The following is an 18302-nucleotide window of genomic DNA, read 5'->3' as shown; positions in this document are numbered from 1 at the left end:
ATCAGATCTCCTCCAGCGTCATGGGGATGGCATTGTGGCGGCTCGTTAGCCGAAGACGGGCTCTGGCCAGCAGTCCGGCGATAGCCGCGAGGCGATATTCGCGACTGGCGCGGACATCATCGATTGGCGAGAAGTCCTCAGCGATGGCCTTGCAGGCATCGGCCAGAACATCGCCATCGAAGACCCGTCCCTCCAGCGCAGCCTCGACATGACGAGCTCGCTGTGAGGTCGCTGCCATGCCGCCACACGCTATCCGAACATCATTGAGCCGTCCGTTTTGGTCGGTCACGGCCCGCAGGGCCAGCATCACGGCAGAGATATCGTCATCACGGCGTTTGCTGACCTTCCACGCCAATAGCTGCTCGCCGTCACGCAGGCGGGGCAGATAGACGGCGTCGAGATATTCGCCCTTGGTCAGCGCGGTACACCGGTAGCCGGTAAAGAACTCATCGATGGGTAGCTCGCGCATGCCCCGGGTACTGTTGAGACGCAGCCGAGCGCCGAGCGCCATGAGAATCGGCGGCGTATCGCCGATGGGGGAGGCGTTGGCGAGGTTGCCGGCCAGGGTGGCGCAATGACGAATCTGCTGCGATCCGAGCCGCTCCAGCAGGGCATGAAACGCCGGATAATGATCGGCCAGCAGCGGTGCCAGCTGGTGATAGGTGACGCCGGCACCAATCCACCAACCCTCATTTTGTTCATCAATGTGGCCCAGCTCGGCAACGCCTGACAGGTCAATCAGCTCTGGCAGCGGCTTGAGTGCGAGGGTGTGTTCGAGCATTAAATCAGTGCCGCCGGCAATCAGACGGGCCCGAGGATGCTGCGTCAGTATCTCGACCAGTGCGCTGCGGCTTTCGGGACGGTAAAAACCGCTTGCGGGAGCGCCGGATACCGGCGACAGCTCGCCCGGATCATCCATCGCCGGTCGTGGCAGGGTGTGCATGGCGCGAGCCGCCTCACGGATGGCCCGGTAACCGGTACAGCGACAGAGGTTGCCACCAAGTACGGCATCAATGGTGTCATCGTCCGGCGGGCCGTTCACTCCCTGTCGACGGCGCTCATCATCCAGACAGAACAGTGACATGACGATGCCTGGCGTGCAGAAGCCACACTGGCTGCCATGGTGCTCGACCAGAGCCTGCTGTACCGGATGAAGGGCTTCGCGTCGGGCCAGCCCTTCCACCGTCAGTAAATGGCATCCGTGCAGTTGATGGGCCGGCAGGATACAGGCATTGGCGCTGTGATAGTGCAGCTCGCCCCGGTCGTTTCGGGTCCCTACGGCAATGGTGCAGGCGCCACAGTCGCCGGAAGCACAGCCTTCCTTGGTGCCGCAGGCGCCGAGATGCCCGCGCAGCAGCGACAGTGCCGTTGTGGCTGCCGGCAGATCATTCAGACAGTGACGCTGTCCGTTGAGAGTCAGGGTAAGCATTGTAAAGCCTCCATGGTATCGCTGATCGTTACCATGCAATTTCCTGACCAACTGTTCAGGAAAATATCGCATTTGTCGATTCGACCCTTGGCGAGACGTGAGGCACTATCGCGCTGATGCAGGAAGGCGGCAGGATTTTCGAGAGACGTCAAAGGGACGAAGATGGCCAATAAACGCCAGGCAGTCAGTGCTTCAAACACTTCCGGAGCTGGTGCTGTCCGGGCCCGTAATCAGGCGCGCATTCTGGATGCGGCCGAAGAGGTCTTCGCAGCCCACGGCTATCGCGGTGGCAGCCTGAGTGACATCGCACAAAAGGCCGGTCTGGCACGTGCCAACCTGCTGTATTACTTCAAAAGCAAGCGCGGGCTTTATGTGGCGCTGCTGGAGCGCACCATGGCGCGCTGGAACGATCTCCTCGAGGAAATCGATGTCGACGATGAACCGGCGCAGGTGCTGACTGCCTTCATACGGGCCAAGCTTTGCCTGGTGCGGCAGTCTCCACAGGCATCGCGTCTGTTTGCGGGAGAAATATTGCAGGGCGCGCCGATGCTTCAGGACTATCTGCGCGGCCCGCTGCGGTCATGGGTCGATGCACGTGCGGCCATTCTTTCAGGCTGGATCGAACGCGGGCAGATGGATGCCCGCGTTGATCCGCATGCGCTGATCTTTCTGATCTGGTCGACGACTCAGCACTATGCCGACTATGAGGCGCAGGTGCTGGCGTTGACCGGGCGCGAGGCGCTGAGTGACGACGATGAACGACGCATTGGTGACTTCCTTTGCCACATGGTCCTCGCCGGCTGTGGCCTGACTGATCGGGGTGCGCCCGGCAGCGGCGCCTAAGTCAGGTCAGCGGACCGCCTTCGATGGTTTTCTGCATGCCTGCCATGATGTGGCGACCATCCTCGCGGGCCAGCTCTTGGTACCACTGGTCGGTCACAACCGGGTCGTGACCATGTGTCATGTCGGCCCGCTTGCGCGCGCGCAAAATGATGTCACCAACGCGATCCACGCGGGCGCGGTCGTAAGCTGCCAGCGCGGCGGCCAGATCGTCATGTTCGCCCAGTGCGTTGGCCAGTACCCAAGCATCTTCCATGGCCTGGCAGCCACCCTGGCCCAGGTCCGGCGCCATGGCATGAGCCGCATCGCCCAGCAGGGCAACCCGCTCACCCACCAGTGAGTCGAGCGGATCAATATCGTGAATCGGTATCCGTGCCATCAGGGCCGGGTCGAATCGCTCGATCAGGCGTGTCACCTCAGGCGCCCAGCCGTCGAAATGGCGGCGCAGATCGGCCTTGTCATCCCTCTTTTCCTCCAGGGCTTCAAGGGGCTGGGGCACATCAAAAAAGCAGTAGAACTCAGGCTCATGATCGGCGTTGCCACCGTTGCCCATCGGCATCAGCGAGACACGCTGGTGATGGCCGATGTATTGATCCCAATGGTCCAGGGGGGCGAGATCGGCTCGGGCGGGGACGCGAACGTTCCAATTCACGTAGCCGCAGTAGCGCCTTTGAATGGTTTTGCCTGCAACGCGGTCACGGAGTCTTGAGTGAGTGCCATCGGCGATGATCAGCAGGTCGGCGCGGCGCGTCGGGGCATTGTCGAAATACACCGTAACGCCCTGTGCATCCGTGCTGAAGTCACGACAGTGTTCTCCGAGATGGACATGTTCGTGTCCCACGGCTTCCAGCAGCAGGCGCTGAAGCTCGCTACGGGCGATCGGGCAGGCCGGCTGGCCAACGGCATCATAGAGCGGGGTCAGACTGAAACCGGTCAGCAGCGTGCCGTCATGGCTGAAATAGCGCATGGCCTGCATGTTGCCGCTGGCCTGCTCAATGTCAGGCCCAAGCCCCAGCTGATGAAGTATTCTGGCGCCGTTGGACCAGATCGACAGGGCCGCACCGGCCGGGCGCAGTTCCCGGACACGATCATGGACGCTGACATGGTGACCCTGTGACTGCAGGGCGAGCGCGGCAGTCAGGCCGCCCATGCCTGCCCCGATAATGACGATATTCATGGCATTACCCGCTTTTATTGTTGGAAGGTCATTGGGCAATCTGCCCCTGTAACACTTTTAGACTAACGTGGGGCGAGCACTTTGGAAATGATCCCGGCAGGCCGGCCGTCGGGCGTATCGTTTGCAGAAGAATGTGCATTATTCTGGTGCATTGATGCGTCCTGATGGCGCATTAATGGGAGGGTGGCAGTGTGCCAATGTGATGTGATCGCTGCCCGGTAGCTGCTATGGCTGACCAATTGGTCAGCTTTTGAGGCGTTTGGCCGGACTCTTGCATAAGGTCTGTTTCATTGCCTTCAGGAGTGCCCCGGCCATGCCGCAATCCACCGCACAGACTTCCCCACCGGATGAACTGATCCATGCGCTCGAGGACCGGCCAGCGCCGGGAGCGGCGCTTCTGGCCGCCGTTCAGCACGTGCTGGCCTGTTTTATCGCCATTGTGACGCCGACGCTGGTGATTGCCGGGATTCTCGGGCTCGATCAGCAGCTGCCCTATCTACTCAGCATGGGGCTGATGGTCTCGGGGGTAGGCACCTTTTTGCAGGCTCGACGGCCGTGGGGGATCGGGGCGGGCATGATCTGAGTCCAGGGCACCAGTTTCTCCTTTCTGGGCGCGATCACGGCGGCCGGGCTGATGGTGAAGTCGCGTGGTGGCAGCCCGGATGACATGCTGGCCATGATCTTTGGCCTTTGCTTTTTCGGTGCGTTCGTGGAGATCGTTCTAAGCCGGTTTCTCCATCAACTGCGTCGAATCTTTACGCCGCTGGTGACCGGTATCGTGATTACCATCATCGGCATGAGTCTGATTCCGGTAGGCATGGCAAGCCTGGGCGGGGGCGAGGGCGCCGACAATTTCGGCGATCCCGGCTATCTGGGGGTTGGCGCACTGACCCTTTTGATCATCGTGATTCTGGGGCAGGCACGTCATCCCTGGCTGAGGCTTTCAGCCATTGCCATTGCGCTGATCATCGGTACGGCGGTGGCCTGGCTGACCGGTCTGGCCGGTTTTACAGCGCTTGAAGCGCAGCCCTTGATCAGTCTGCCCATCCCGTTTCGATATGGTTTCGATTTCGAATGGGCGGTGTTTCTGCCGATCGCCATGATTTATCTGATTACGGCCATCGAGTCGGTCGGGGACCTGACGGCGAACTGTCTGATCTCGCGCCAGCCCATCGAAGGGCCGCGCTATCTCGAACGTCTTCGTGGCGGTGTACTGGGAGACGGCGTCAATTCGATGCTGGCGGCGGTGTTCAATACCTTCCCCAACACGACCTTTTCCCAGAATAATGGCGTGATCCAGCTCAGCGGTGTGGCCAGTCGTTACGTGGGCCAATATGTGGGGGCCATTTTAGTGATCCTGGGACTCTTTCCGGTACTGGGCGCGATACTCTCGCAGATTCCGCCGCCGGTGCTGGGAGGTGCCTTGCTGGTCATGTTCGGCAGTGTGGCGGCTGCCGGCATCCGCATTCTGGCACGGGTGACGCTGGATCGGCGCAGCCTGACCATCATGGCGGTGTCCTTTGGCGTCGGCCTGGGGGTGGCAAGCTAGCCGGCAATATTCGAGCAGCTTCCGGACATGATGACCCTGCTGTTGAGTTCATCGATCAGTGCCGGTGGCCTTGCCGCCATGGTTCTGAACCTGCTGCTGCCGGATCATGCGGCGCGTGAGCAGGCTGTATCGGCTGTATCGGCTGTATCGGCTGTGGAGACGGGGCGATCTTCGACCTGAAAAAGTCGAAACATGATGGGTAAGTCCGAGTTCAAGCGGTGTCTAGGGCGTGGCGCTCATTGGGAGGTGACGATCAAGGTCACGGCGAAGGTCTGCGTCATTGTTCCCGGTTGGTACGCGTCAGTGCGTGCTGATAGGCAATGGCCACCTGCTCGGGAGACAGCCCCAGCGAGGCCAGACCGGGCCAGTCAATGCTTTCCCAGTGGGCCTTTTGATAATCCGTGGCCGTTTGCAGAATCAATCCCAATGCGCCAGTACGGTGCATCAGGGCGGCTTCGATATCGGGGTGGACGGGGATCTGCGCCAGAATCTCTTCCATCGGCTGATCCATGAAGCTGTCCAGACAGGAGAAAAGACCGACGGTAAAGCCCATTTCGCTGGCCTGCCCGGGAAGGTGGTGCGCCAGCTGGTGACAGAAGTGTCCCAGCATCATCGCCAGATTCTGCAGGGCATGTGGCTTGTCTTCAAAGCGCGACAGCACCAGAAGGCTGGCCAGACTGCGAATGCGTGAAAGTCCCAGTGCCATGACCGCGCCGTGAAGTGAGGTAACCGGTCGGCTTTGCTGGGCAAAGGCGGAGTTGGCCATGCGCAGCAGTCGAACGCTGAGAAACGGGTCGCGCTGCACGGTTTCGGCCATATCGCGCATCGAAATATCAGGCGCGTTGAGCTCGGCCAGCAATTTCAGAGTGTTCAGCCGGTTGATCGGCATGACTCGACCGCGGACAGGCTCGGGACGCGCCAGAAAATAACCCTGAAACAGATGGCACCCGGCCTCCATGGCAATGCGATAGTCTTCCTGGGTTTCGATCTTTTCGGCCAGCAGCCGAAGGCCGGGATAGCGAGCCTTCAGGGCCATGATGGTGCTGACGAGGGTGTCGCTGGTATAGGCGGGGTAGTCGAGCTTGACGATATCAACAAAGGGCAGCAGCGGGTGACTGGCATCGTTGAGGGCGTAGTCATCCAGCGCCATGACATGACCTTCCTCGCGCAGTCGTGTCAGCGCCTCGATAACATCGCCGGTATCGGTCACATCTTCGAGGATCTCGATGACCAGAACACGGGAGTCGAAAGGGATGTCCTGGACCAGACTGTCGGAGGTGAAGTTCACATATGCGGGCTGCTGATTACACACCTCATTGATGTCGGCCGCCGTAAAGGCATTGATCAACACCTGGCTGGTCGCCCGATTGCCGTCGAAATCCGCGGCCACGATGGGGCCACCGCCGTAGGGTCGAAACAGCAGTTCATAGCCGGCCAGGTTCAACTGACGATCATAGATGGGCTGGCGGGCAAACAGAATACCGGTGCTATCGTTTGAAGGGTCGCTCATGATGTCTTGGGTATCGTTGAAATATCGCCTGCGCCGTAACCATGAAAAACGACAATGCCGACGACATTCATTAGCGTTCCCCTATGGCTTTTCATGGTTATCGTCAGGCATCGCCGCGGCTTGAGGGTTCGGCCGTCGAAATCTTCAACAAGGTGCTGAAATGTCACACCCTTTGACAGCAGGCATCAAATGATGGCGGCCGGCACCGTGTCGTCGGGAATGTCCTGCATCGACACAAACCCCGGAATTTCCTCGATACGTCCACACCAGTTCACCACGTGCGGCCAGTCCAGCAGCAAAAGACCGGCCTGGTCGGCGATATGGGTATGAGCAAAGAGAGCAATGTCGGCCAGTGTCAGTGTTTCTCCGGCCAGAAAGGGCTGAGTGCTCAACGTTTGTTCCATGATATCCAGTGCCTGGCGCGCGTTTTCCTGGCGCGCTACCAGTTCTTCAAGGCGCTCGCTCGGGTCGCCCTGATACCAGTGAATCAAACGGGCCACGGAGAGTGAGGGCTCATGGCGATGCTGCTCGAAAAACATCCACTGCAGCATACGCGCGCGGTCGAAATCATCGTCGGGGACAAGCGCGCTGTCGTGTGCCAGGTAATACAGGATGGCGTTGGATTCCACCAGCGTGCGACCGTCATGCCGCTCCAGCATCGGAATTCGACGTGCAGGATTGCGAACGGCAAAGTCGTCGCTGCGGGTCTCGCCGGTCAGAAAATCGACGTTAAACCAGCGGTGGCCGATCTCCAGCAATGCCAGGGTCAGTCGGACCTTGTAGCAGTTGCCCGAGCGATAGTCGCCGTAGACGGTGATCATGGGTTCGTCTCCGTGATCCTTGGGTACGTGAATGGTTCCAGACATTGTGGCACAAGCTTTTGCTACCATCCTTAAGCCTTTGATCATGCCACGACACAGGGCCCTGCCATGGTCATGGCAGGGCCCTGAAAGGTACATCTCAACGTGTCAGTGAGGTCGTGATCAGGCGGTGGCGAGCATGCCGGTCTGCTCCTGGACCTGCTCGGTATCCATCAGATGAATGGTGACCGGCACCGACTTGGCCGCGATGGTATGACTGCGCTCATCCCGGTTGGCAATCGGAATCAGGCCGTTGGTTTCCGGGTAATAGGCCGCCGCACAGCCTTCGGGCACGTCATAGGGCATGACGCGAAAGCCCGAGGCCTGGCGCTCGATACCATCTTCTGCCACGGCACGAAACTCGATCAGGTTGCCCTCTTCAAGGCCGAGACGTTCGATATCGGCCGGGTTCATCATCACCACCATGCGGGTGCCGTAGACATCGCGATAGCGGTCATCGAGCGAATACACCGTGGTGTTGAACTGATCGTGTCCGCGGGTGGTAATCAGCTGGAAATGATCGGCCTCGGGGCCTGTCATGCCGGTATCCAGTGTTTCGCCCGGGAAAAGGAAGTTGGCACGGCCGCTATCGGTCTCCCACACGCGCTCGCGGGCGGCGTTATAGAGATGAAAGCCGCCGGGCTCGCCGACACGGGCGTTATAGTCCTTGAACATGTCAGGGAAGACCGCCTCGATACGATCGCGGATGCGGGCATAATCTTCGCTGAGCCACTCCCAGTCGACCTTTTGATGCGGTGGCAGCGTGGCACGCGCAATGCCGGCGATGATGGCGACCTCGGATTTGAGGTGGGGAGATGCCGGCTCGATCTGACCGGTCGAGCCATTGACGTTACTCATGCCATCTTCAAGCGTCACGGTCTGCAATACACCGGCCTGAACATCCTTCTCGGTGCGTGCCAGACACGGCAGGATAAAAGCCTTTTTACCGTGGATGAGATGGCTGCGGTTGAGCTTGGTCGACACCTGTACGGTCATCTTCAGGGTATTGAGCGTTTTCTCGGCCACCCGATCGATGTCGGGGATGGCACGGAAGAAGTTGCCGCCCAATCCGATAAAGGTATCCACGCCGCCGGCCAGAATGGCTTCACAGCACTGCGCCACGTCGGCGCCGTGCTGACGCGGTGACTGGATATCAAAGACCTTGTCGAGCTGACTCAAAAACGCTTCGCCGGGCTTTTGATAAATGCCCATGGTGCGATCACCCTGCACGTTGGAGTGCCCGCGAACCGGGCAGGCACCGGCACCGCGGCGACCGATGTTGCCGCGCAGCAGCAACAAATTGACGATCTGCTGCACGCCATCGCCGCCGTGGGTCTGCTGGGTGATGCCCATGCCCCAGCAGCAGATGACGCGCTCGGCCTTCATGTAGACCTTGGCGGCCTGCTCGATCGCCTCGCGCTTGAGCCCCGAATGGCGCTCGATGCGATCCCAGTCCAGTGCGCGGCAGTGATCGGCGAAGCTCTCCAGACCGTGGGTATGGGCTTCGATGAACTCATGGTCCAGTACGCGTGTTTCGCCGTTGGCCAGCGCCCGGTCGTCGGCTTCAATGACTACCTTGCACATGCCCTGGATGGCAGCGATATCCCCACCGATACGGACCTGATGATACTGCGAGCTGATGGTCGTGCCTGATGGTTTGAGCATATCCATCGGACTTTGCGGGTTGGCAAAGCGTACCAGCGCTTTTTCACGCAGCGGATTGAAGGTCACCACGGCGCCGCCGCGACCGACCAGCTCATGCAGATTGCCCATCATGCGCGGGCTGTTGGTGCCGGTGTTCTGACCGAAGATGAACACGGCATCGGTGTGATCGAAATCGTCCAGCGTGGTCGTGGCCTTGCCCACACCCAGGCTTTCGGGCAGCGAGACCGTCGTGGTCTCGTGGCACATGTTGGAGCAGTCGGGGAAGTTGTTGATCCCATACATCCGGCCGAACAGCTGAAACATGAAGGCCGATTCGTTGGGCGCATGGCCAGAGGTATAAAGCTGGACCCGCCAGGGATCTTCCTGCGCCTTGAGTTCCTCGCCGATTTCCTTGAAGGCAGCTTCCCAGTCGATCGCCTCGTATTTGTCCGTCTCGGCGTTATAGCGCATCGGGTGGGTCAGGCGCCCCTGGCTTTCGAGTTCGTGGTCGCTCCAGTTTGAAAGCTCGGTCACGGTATGACGTTCAAAAAACTCCGGGCGGACCCGCTTGCGGGTGGTCTCCCAAGCCACGGCCTTGGCACCGTTTTCGCAGAATTCGGCCATTGCCGGTTTGACCGGATCGGGCCAGGCACAGCTGGGGCATTTGAAGCCATTGTGCTTGTTCATCGACAGCATCAGGCGATTGCCCGTAAAGGGGACCTGCTGGCGGAACATGTGTTCCTCGACGGCTCTGATGGCCTGCCAGCCGCCGCCGGGTGAGGTGCCGTCATCCTGACTGCCATAAACCTGGGCGTTACTTTCGTGCGCGGTGTGCTTTTTCACCATGATGGCCTCCATGCCAATGTGGTTGAAAGATGACAGACGGCGCTGACAAGTCCCGAACGCCAGAGCTTAGGGGAGGAGACCGGCGAGGGAAATGTTGGATAGCGTCAGCACCAGATATTAGTCGGCAATGTTAGCCTGGTACACGAACTTAATCGGTGCTTAATATAAATTGAAGGCGATACCGATAAATTCAGTGCATTGGCCCGCCGGAGGGAAAGGGCGGGCGTGCCAGCCAGATCAGGCCGATGGCCACCACAAAGATGATACCGAACAGCCAGATGACGTCATTGAACGCCATGGTCGCGGCTTGGGCATTGACGACATCATTCATCATGGCCCAGGCGCTCTGATCATGCAGGCCCAGTGTCCCCAGTTGATCCAGATAGTGCTCGGTCTCCGGACTGCCAGGGACGACCGCTTCCGTCAGGCGCGCGTGGTGATAGATGCTGCGATGGTCATAGAGAGTGACCGATACCGCCGTGGAGATACTGGTGGCCAGGGTGCGGCAGAAGTTGGAAAGGCCTGAAGCATCGGCAATCTGATCGTCCCTGAGTCCGGCAAAGATAATCTGGTTGATGGGCACGAAAAAGAACGCCACACCGGCGCCCATCACGAAGCGGGGCATGGCCAGCTCTTCATAGGCAATCTGGTTGTTAAAGCCTGCCGCCCAGAACGAACAGAAGGCGAAGACCGCAAAGCCAAAAGTAACCAGAAAGCGCAGGTCAAAATGGCTTTGAAAACGCCCGACCAGCGGTGAGGCAAACAGCGCCAGGATACCGATGGGGGCCACGGCAAGGCCGGCCCAGGTCGCGTTATAGCCCATGACCTGCTGCACCCAGTTGGGGGTGATCACCGTGTTGCCGAAAAAGGCGAACATGCCCAGTGACAGACACAGTGTGCCGATGGCGAAATTGCGCTGGCCGAACAGGCGCAGATTGACCACCGGACGGCGATGCATCAACACCCAGGCCACCAGAAAGGTAATGCCGACCAGCGCCACGATGCCCAGCGTCAGGATCATGGGGGAGGCAAACCAGTCATGATCGTTGCCGTTATCGAGCATGAACTGCAGCGCACCGACGCCCACGATCAAAAGTCCCAGCCCGATGACATCGACCGGCACACGAGTGGTTTTTGATTCGCGCCCGCGCAGCAGCCACAGGCTCAGCACCAGCGACAGAATGCCGACCGGAATATTGATGTAGAAAATCCATGGCCAGGAGTAGTTATCGGTCAGCCAGCCGCCGAGAATCGGGCCACAGATGGGGGCGACCACCACGGTCATGGCCCACAGTCCAATGGCCATGCTGCGCTTTTCCGGCGGATAGTTCTTCAATAGCAGTGTCTGGGTCAGCGGTACCAGCGGGCCGGACACTGCACCCTGAAGCAGGCGAAAGACCACGAGCATGATCATGCTGTTGGCAAAACCACACAGGGCCGAGAACAGCACGAACAGTGAAATGGAGGTGCAAAACAGGCGCACCTCGCCAAAGCGTCGCGCCAGCCAGCCGGTCAGCGGCTGGGCGATGGCGCTGGAGAGGGCATAGGCACTGATGGCCCAGGTGCCCTCGCTGGTACTGACCCCCATGTCGCCGGCAATGGTATGCACCGAGACGTTGACGATGGAGATGTCGAGCACCTCCATGAAGGTGGCAAGGCCCATCGCCAGCGTTAGTAGAACCAGCTTGATGCCGCGCAGAGGCGCCATGGCTTCCTGCTCGCCGGGAGCGGTGGCCGCCTCACTCATGGCGTAGCGCTGTCGTCGGCATCCTTGAGCAGGTCGCCGGCGTTATCGCGGATGATGGCCATGGCAGCGTCATCGGCCTGACGCTGTCGTGCATCAAATACCGTGGTGCGCTGAGGGGCTCGGACTTCGGGGGCATCCCCCAGCCTGGGGCCATCGGCATTATCGTTTAAATCGATCCGCGTATAGGTGGATAGCCCGACTCTCAGTGGGTGAGTGTCGAGGGTATCGCCTTCAAGGACGACACGAACCGGCACGCGTTGCACCACCTTGATCCAGTTGCCGGTGGCGTTCTGGGCCGGCAGCAGGGAAAACGCCGATCCGGTACCGGCCGACAGTCCGGCCACGTGGCCGTGATAGACCACGTCATCGCCGTAGAAGTCGGTGGTCACGGTGGCGGCTTGCCCGATGCGTACCCGCCCCAGCTGGGTCTCCTTGAAGTTGGCCTCCACCCAGAGATGGTGCAGCGGCACGACCGTCAAAAGCGGCTGTCCGGCCTGCACGCTCTGGCCCAGCTGTACCTGTCGGCTGGCAACGCGGCCATCGACCGGCGCGATGACGTGCGTTCTCTGCTGGGCAATCCAGGCATCGCGGTAGGCGGCACGGGCCTGCATGACGCCAGGATCATGCCAGAGGTCGGTGCCATCGATCAGGGCATGGGCCGCGCGGGCCTGCGCCTGGGCCTGCTCGAGCTGTGCCCGGGCGGCGTCATACTGGCGCCGGGCGCTGTCGACTTCTTCTTTTGAGGCAGCACGCTGGGCCAGCAGCGGCTTGCGGCGCTGATACTCGTCGCGGGCACGCTCGAACTGTGCGCGGGCGGTGACCACGGCCGCATCAAACTGTACGGCCTGTGCTAGTTGCTGACGATACTGGCGCACGGCCTGCGCCAGCTGCGCGCCGGCCTGATCAAGCGCGTTGCGGGTATCGCTGTCGTCCAGCGTGACCAGCACCTGGCCGCGTTTGACCGGCTCGGTATCTTCAACGCTGATGGCCGTTACCGTGGCGTTGATCTGTGAGGAGATATTGACCTGATCACCCTGGACGTAGGCATCATCGGTAATGACGCGGGTGCTGAGCACCAGGGTCTCCAGCAGATACCAGCCAATACCGGCCAGCACAAATACCAGCGCGATGACGAGCAGAATGAGATTGCGTTTTTTGCGCGATACCGGCGCTTCAGCGGTATCCTCTCCGTCAGAGGGATGACCGTGAGCCTCGTGGTCGATCCTGTCGTCGTTGTCATGACTCATCAGTGGCACTTCCCGTCGTCAAATAGCGCGTGTCGGCATCGGGGACGCGCCCATGATAGCCCCCGCCCAGGGCATGAATCAGCTGTATCCGGGTATCCAGCAGCTCGCCATCGAGTGCCAGACGCGTCATGCGCTCACGGATGAGCCCCTGCTGTGCCTCGATCAGTGTGCGCGGATCCTCGACACCGCGATGATCTCGCTCGCGAGCAAGTTCAAGGCGGTGCTGATAACTTTCAAGCGCCTGTGACTGCGCCTCACGCTGTGCCTCGAGGCGTGCCATCGTGACGGTCTGGCGGGCCACATCCTGAGCGGCATCCACGACGCGCTGGTTGTAGTCGGCGATGGCACTTTCCAGCTGGGCGCGACTGGCGTTATAGCGGGCATCGAGCCGTCCGCCTTCAAAGATGGGCAGCGTTACTGCCGGGCCGATCGATGCCATCGATATATCCTCGTTGCGGCCTGTGCCCAACGGATGAAGGCGCAGAAAACCGGCCAGTGCTGACAGGCTGACGTTGGGGTAGTAGTCGGCGCGTGCCTGATCAATGCCGCGTATGCGGGCCTCGACCTGCCAGCGGCTGGCCATGATGTCCGGTCGGCGGGCAATCAGCTCGAGTCCGGCTTCACTCGGCAGCGTGGTGTCCAGCTGGGGGAGGGGTTTCGGTGTCAGATCATCAAGCTCGCCCGGAGACACCCCCATCAGTGTGGCCAGCTGTATCTGGTCCAGCCGGGCGGCACCATCGGTCTGTGCGCGTTGCTGCTCGAGCGTGGAAATCTGCTCATGAGCCTGATCCAGTTTCGCAGGATTTTCGATCTCTCGCTCGACGCGAAGGGCAGTAATGCGCACGCTCTCGCGAGCGGCGTCTAGAAGCATGTCCAGATTCGATAGCTGGGCCTGACGCAGTTGCCAGTCCATATAGGCGCGGGTGATGCCGGCCTGCAGGGCGCTGGCAGCAGCGGCCTGCTCCAGTCGTGCGGCGTGGCGCTGATCAAGCGCGGCCTCGATGGCGGCGCGCTTCTTGCCCCACCAATCAAGATCCCAGTCAAACGACAGGGTGGCCAGGCCCACATTGCTGCGCTGGCTGTTGCCGGCACTGCCGGCGTCGAAACCCGGTAGACCGAGGGCCGGATATTCAAGGTCGGTATGGCTATAGCTCTGGTTGGCCCGAATACTGCCTTCAAGCTTTGCGCGGGTATCGGCCTGGCTGCCCTCCAGCTGACGGGAGGCAATTTCGAAGCGCGCCCGGGCGCTGTCCAGCGACGGCGCGCTGGCCATGGCACGCTCGATCAGGGCGTTAAGCTGCGAGTCATCAAAGTCGTGCCACCATGTGGCCTGTGGCCAGCGCCCGAACGTGTTGTGGTCATGAGCCAGTCCGGACAGTGGGGCCTGCTCGCGCAGCGTCAGCTCCACCGGCTTCATGGCCGGTGCTCCACAGGCACTCAGTAGCAGGGAGGTCACACCAAGAACGAGCGAAAGCGCGACGGCGCGGTGCGAAAGGGCAGCTTGAAACTGGCGCATCATGCTCTCAATAAGGTGGCAGGCAGGCGTTATGGTAATACACATCCCTCTTATGTGGAGTAAGAGGATCTTTTTCAGCACCAGACAAGCCCGCTGAACTAATGTAGGCCTGTCCGTCGCGCGTGTCGCGCGGCCCAAGCTTCAAGGAGCCTTTTGTGCCTTCCATCGCCTGGCGAGATACTCGCGAATATTATGGGCGTATCAGCCGTCTTTTTCACTGGCTGATGGCGGTGCTTTTGCTGTGGCAGTTTGCCGGCATGATCGCGGCCGGTCTGGTCGGGCGCGCCCCCTGGGTTTCCTTTATGGTGGGAACGCACAAGAGCATCGGGTTCACGCTGATGCTTCTGGTGGCCCTGCGCTCGACATGGGGGCTTTACAATCTTTCCAATCGCCCACCCCATGACCGGGGGGCCGAAATGCTGGTCGCCTTTGGTCAGCTTCTCATGTATCTGCTGATGATTCTGGTCCCGCTGCTGGGACTGACCATGAACTGGGCATCCGGCAGGCCGCTGGTAGTGTTTGGCGTGCAGCTCATGAGCGGCGGACGCGAAATGGGCGGGCTGGCCGAGCTCACGGCCCAGTGGCATGTCTGGATGGCATGGACGCTGGGAGTGCTGATCGCCGGGCATGTGCTGCTGGCCGTGGTATGGCACGGCCTGATTCGACATGACGGCACCCTGAAGAAGATGGCCAGCCACCCCGATCGTTAATGCCCCTTCAAGGCCGGGGCTGGCTCACGGAGCAGCGTTCACCAAATCAGAGTCACCGCGACGTGACGCCGGACAGGCGTCACGTCGCGGTCGCCGCTGGCGCTAGTAATAGCGTTCCTTCCAGCGCTGTACCTTCACTTCACTCTTGAGCACATCAAGCACCTCGACCAGTACCTGTTCGAGCGCCTGATAGTCACTGGCACTGACCGGGACGCTGCGGTCGATGGTGCGATTGGCCAGCTCTTCGATCAGGGACCGAAAATCCGGTGAACGAATGCCGATGACGGCTTCGCGAATCAACCGGTTGGCCACATCCGCCATCGCCTCGTCCATGGCTTCGACCATCTGAGCGCCCATCGGTAAACGCTGCAGGCTGCGAACGGTCGGGTTTTCCGTGATGGCGCGATGGACCAGGCCGCTGACCCAGTCATTGATGTCCTCGCGATGATGGGCATAGCTTTCGCCCAGTACACGCTGAATGCGATGGGCCACGTCATCGACAAGCTGCTGCTTGCGGGGCAGTAGAACTTCGTCGGTCACGCGGCGTGAAATGTTGCCCTTGGAGAGAAAGCCTTCCTGCACATCGGTCAGCATTCTGACGATCACGCGATCAGAGATCTCTTCGAGTGCGATTTCGTAATACTTGTAGAAAAAGCGATAGATGCCCCAGGTGCGAATATCGATCAGGCGCGTACGCTGCAGCCGAACCAGAAGCCCGATGATACGCAGCACGCGCAGCAGCCGCAGCCCGCCGACCGGAATGCAGCCAAGCACGTCGTACCAGTGCACGAAGGGGTAGAAAAACCAGCGATGGTAGCGCCTGTCCCAGATGGCGAACGCCCAGCCCACCAGTACGTCGAATACGAAGACGGCAACGAACCAGAGATCGATCGTTTCAAAATTGGCATGTAGCCAGCCACCCCATTGCTCAAGCGTCGGCGAGATGGCCGAAAGCAGATCGCGAAAGGGACTGGTCAGGTATAGCGTGTCAAAAAGGATCAGCAGCAGGCTGGTCGACACCAGCACCATGATGATCAGATCCCAGGCAAGATAGCACTTCTCCCGCCAGCCCGGAACGTCTCTAGGCGGCTCGTGCTTGTCCTCTTCGGGGGCATCGCTACGCGGCTGATCGGCCCAGCTGTTGGCCGGCGGATAGCGATCGCGCTGCGTGCGACCCTCTGATGGGGAATCCTCTTGATGCATGTGTGCCTCCTTGCGTGAGAGGCTATCTCAGATGCTTGAGCGCCCTGCGTCAAGTCACAAGCGCTCAAGCCTCCGGCAGCATCAGGGTTCAGGGTCTGGAATGGGTTACGGTGAACGCGGCAGATCCCGCTTGTGTGCCGTTCGTTCGAAAGTACTGATAATACGCTTCGCGGCCGCCTGATCGATCTCCTTGCCTTCCAGGAAGTCATCGATCTGATCGTAGCTGACGCCCAGGGCGTCTTCATCGGCACGACCCGGAGAGAGGGATTCCAGATCGGCAGTGGGTACCTTGTTGACCAGTGACTCGGGGCCATCCAGCACGCTGAGCAGTGCGCGGACGCGACGCTTGTTCAGACCAAAAAGCGGTGTGAGATCACAGGCGCCATCCCCATGCTTGGTGAAAAAGCCCATGACCGCTTCAGCGCCATGGTCGGTGCCGACCACCAGGCCGTTGTGGCGACCGGCCACGGCATACTGCGCAATCATGCGCGCGCGTGCCTTGATGTTGCCATGAACAAAATCGCGCTGATGCTTGTCATTGAACTCAAGGCCGCTCTGTTCAAGGCTTTCAAGCATGGCATCCGCCGAGGGCTTGATGTTGACGTCAAGCTGCCGGTCCGCCCGGATGTAGTTGATGGCTGCCTGAGCATCATCTTCATCATGCTGCTCACCGTAGGGCAGGCGCATGGCATGGAAGGTCGCATGGCCACCGCGCTCGCGGATTCTTTCCACGGCAAGCTGGCAAAGGCGTCCCGCCGTGGTGGAATCCACGCCGCCGCTGATGCCCAGGACCAGTGTTTCGGCGCCGGTTTCTTTCAGATAGTCCGCCAGGAAGTCGATGCGTCGTTCCACTTCCTGTTGAGCGTCAAAGTGCTGCTCGATATCGAGCGCGTCAATAATCTGCTGCTGGGTGGTCATGAGCGATCATCATCCTGCATTCAATGTATGTGGTAACTACCGACAGCGTAGCCGGAAATCTGCGCCGATAACATTCCGTCAGGCGTTGGCAGCGTCGTATCAACCCCGACCATGATAATGGGTCATGCGTGAAAGCGCATGGCACACCGACCTCCAGTTGACCCCGGGCCTTTCATGTCCGACTGAGGCAATGTGCGCGCAAGGCATCAGCCCTGATGGTCAGGCGATGAGGGGAGAGACAGCACGCAGACGTGATGCTGGCGAAAGGGCGTCAGGACCTGTTCATCACAGGCATCGGTGATCAGTGTCCATCCCGTGGGTAACGGCGTCCAGTGCTGCTGGCTGGTGCGACCCAGCTTGGTGTGGTCGGCCATGACATAGCACCTGGCGCTGCGCTGGAGCATCAGCTCCTTGAGCCAGGCCTGTTCGGGGCTCGCCTCGCACAGTCCCAGCTCGGCGGTGACGCCATCGGCACTCATGAAGACGCGATCGACCGAGAGTCGTGTCAACATGGCCTGTGCGGCAGGGCCCATGGTGGTCATGCTGGAGGGGCGCAGCTCCCCGCCCAGTATGGTCACTCGTCCTTCGGGGAGACGATCAAGCGCCGATAGTGCTGCCAGATTGTTGGTAATGACATGCAGCCCGTGTCGCTGGTGCAGTACCGCGGCCAGGGCCGCGGTAGTGGTACCGCCATCCAGCAACAGGGTGTCGTTATCGTTGATCTGCTCAAGCGCCAGCGCGGCCAGTTGTGCCTTGATGTCCTCATGACATGACTGACGCTGGGCCAGCGTCAGCTCCGGTTCGCGCAGGCCAACATGGGCGGCGCCCCCGTAGGTACGCACGATCAGCCCCTGCTCGGCCAGTGCCCCCAGATCTCGCCTGACCGTCGCTTCCGACACGCCAAAGTGAGCGCACAGGGTATCTACATCGGTCAGACCGGAAAGTACGGCATCCAGCATGGCCTGGCGGCGTCGGGCGACTTTCATTTCTACCTCTTGTGGTGAGCGTGGGGATGATGATCCCTGGAGAAAAAAGGAGGCACGCCGACAGTATCGCATGCTGTCGGCGTGCAGGCCGCCCTGGGAGGAACGAGCCCTCGCGGTCAG

At 60.5% G+C, this 18302-nt stretch carries 14 protein-coding genes and 1 pseudogene; 4 read left to right on the top strand and 11 right to left on the bottom strand.

Annotation, left to right across the window (positions count from 1 at the left end; translation table 11 throughout):
* Position 1: 1 nt before the first annotated feature.
* Positions 2-1429, bottom strand: a complete 1428-nt coding sequence (xdhA, locus tag B9H00_RS05535) for a xanthine dehydrogenase small subunit (protein WP_086899805.1) — start codon at positions 1427-1429, stop codon at positions 2-4.
* A gap of 162 nt (positions 1430-1591) precedes the next feature.
* Here xdhA and B9H00_RS05530 point away from each other — a divergent pair, with 162 nt between their 5' ends.
* A complete protein-coding gene (locus tag B9H00_RS05530; RefSeq protein ID WP_086899804.1) occupies positions 1592-2272 on the top strand; it encodes a TetR/AcrR family transcriptional regulator in 681 nt (226 codons plus the stop codon).
* Between the two features lies 1 nt (position 2273).
* Here the strand turns inward: B9H00_RS05530 and hpxO are convergent, their stop codons facing one another.
* Entirely contained in the window at positions 2274-3446 is a 1173-nt protein-coding gene (gene hpxO / locus B9H00_RS05525; RefSeq protein WP_086899803.1) for an FAD-dependent urate hydroxylase HpxO, read from the bottom strand.
* A 313-nt stretch (positions 3447-3759) separates the two neighbouring features.
* On the opposite strand from hpxO, the pseudogene B9H00_RS05520 reads away from it, so the two are divergent.
* Positions 3760-4995, top strand: a pseudogene (locus tag B9H00_RS05520) (nucleobase:cation symporter-2 family protein).
* A gap of 27 nt (positions 4996-5022) precedes the next feature.
* Positions 5023-5175 (top strand): hypothetical protein, encoded by a 153-nt coding sequence (locus B9H00_RS17010; RefSeq protein WP_236944362.1) that lies wholly within the window; start codon positions 5023-5025, stop codon positions 5173-5175.
* A 97-nt stretch (positions 5176-5272) separates the two neighbouring features.
* Here the strand turns inward: B9H00_RS17010 and B9H00_RS05515 are convergent, their stop codons facing one another.
* The 6 genes from B9H00_RS05515 to B9H00_RS05490 form a co-directional block, all read right to left on the bottom strand.
* On the bottom strand, positions 5273-6505 hold the full coding sequence (locus B9H00_RS05515; protein ID WP_236944361.1) for an EAL and HDOD domain-containing protein: 1233 nt from the start codon (positions 6503-6505) through the stop codon (positions 5273-5275).
* Between the two features lie 185 nt (positions 6506-6690).
* Positions 6691-7326 carry a glutathione S-transferase family protein gene (locus B9H00_RS05510; protein ID WP_086899801.1) on the bottom strand — a complete coding sequence of 212 codons (636 nt, stop codon included), beginning with the start codon at positions 7324-7326 and terminating at the stop codon, positions 6691-6693.
* Between the two features lie 162 nt (positions 7327-7488).
* Positions 7489-9855, bottom strand: a complete 2367-nt coding sequence (locus tag B9H00_RS05505; RefSeq protein ID WP_086899800.1) for an FdhF/YdeP family oxidoreductase — start codon at positions 9853-9855, stop codon at positions 7489-7491.
* A gap of 190 nt (positions 9856-10045) precedes the next feature.
* Entirely contained in the window at positions 10046-11602 is a 1557-nt protein-coding gene (locus B9H00_RS05500; protein WP_086899799.1) for a DHA2 family efflux MFS transporter permease subunit, read from the bottom strand.
* The gene (locus tag B9H00_RS05495) at positions 11599-12849 is read right to left on the bottom strand and encodes an HlyD family efflux transporter periplasmic adaptor subunit (protein ID WP_086899798.1); all 1251 of its coding nucleotides are present in this window, start codon (positions 12847-12849) and stop codon (positions 11599-11601) included. The genes B9H00_RS05500 and B9H00_RS05495 overlap by 4 nt, the downstream gene beginning before the upstream one ends.
* Positions 12839-14365 carry an efflux transporter outer membrane subunit gene (locus tag B9H00_RS05490; RefSeq protein WP_157663185.1) on the bottom strand — a complete coding sequence of 509 codons (1527 nt, stop codon included), beginning with the start codon at positions 14363-14365 and terminating at the stop codon, positions 12839-12841. The genes B9H00_RS05495 and B9H00_RS05490 overlap by 11 nt, the downstream gene beginning before the upstream one ends.
* 155 nt (positions 14366-14520) lie before the next feature.
* On the opposite strand from B9H00_RS05490, the gene B9H00_RS05485 reads away from it, so the two are divergent.
* Positions 14521-15075 carry a cytochrome b gene (locus B9H00_RS05485; RefSeq protein ID WP_086899796.1) on the top strand — a complete coding sequence of 185 codons (555 nt, stop codon included), beginning with the start codon at positions 14521-14523 and terminating at the stop codon, positions 15073-15075.
* A gap of 102 nt (positions 15076-15177) precedes the next feature.
* Here the strand turns inward: B9H00_RS05485 and B9H00_RS05480 are convergent, their stop codons facing one another.
* From B9H00_RS05480 to B9H00_RS05470, 3 genes are all read right to left on the bottom strand, one after another.
* Entirely contained in the window at positions 15178-16278 is a 1101-nt protein-coding gene (locus tag B9H00_RS05480; protein WP_086899795.1) for an ion transporter, read from the bottom strand.
* Positions 16279-16383: 105 nt separating this feature from the next.
* Entirely contained in the window at positions 16384-17196 is an 813-nt protein-coding gene (gene nadE / locus B9H00_RS05475; RefSeq protein WP_086899794.1) for an ammonia-dependent NAD(+) synthetase, read from the bottom strand.
* A 206-nt stretch (positions 17197-17402) separates the two neighbouring features.
* Positions 17403-18182: a DeoR/GlpR family DNA-binding transcription regulator gene (locus B9H00_RS05470; protein ID WP_086899793.1), complete on the bottom strand. Its 780-nt coding sequence runs from the start codon at positions 18180-18182 to the stop codon at positions 17403-17405.
* Positions 18183-18302: the final 120 nt, after the last annotated feature.

This window comes from Kushneria marisflavi, from assembly GCF_002157205.1.
Classification (GTDB): Bacteria; Pseudomonadota; Gammaproteobacteria; order Pseudomonadales; family Halomonadaceae; genus Kushneria; species Kushneria marisflavi.
The sequence above is the reverse complement of the archived record's forward strand: the minus strand, read 5'-3'. Positions and strand labels throughout refer to the sequence as shown.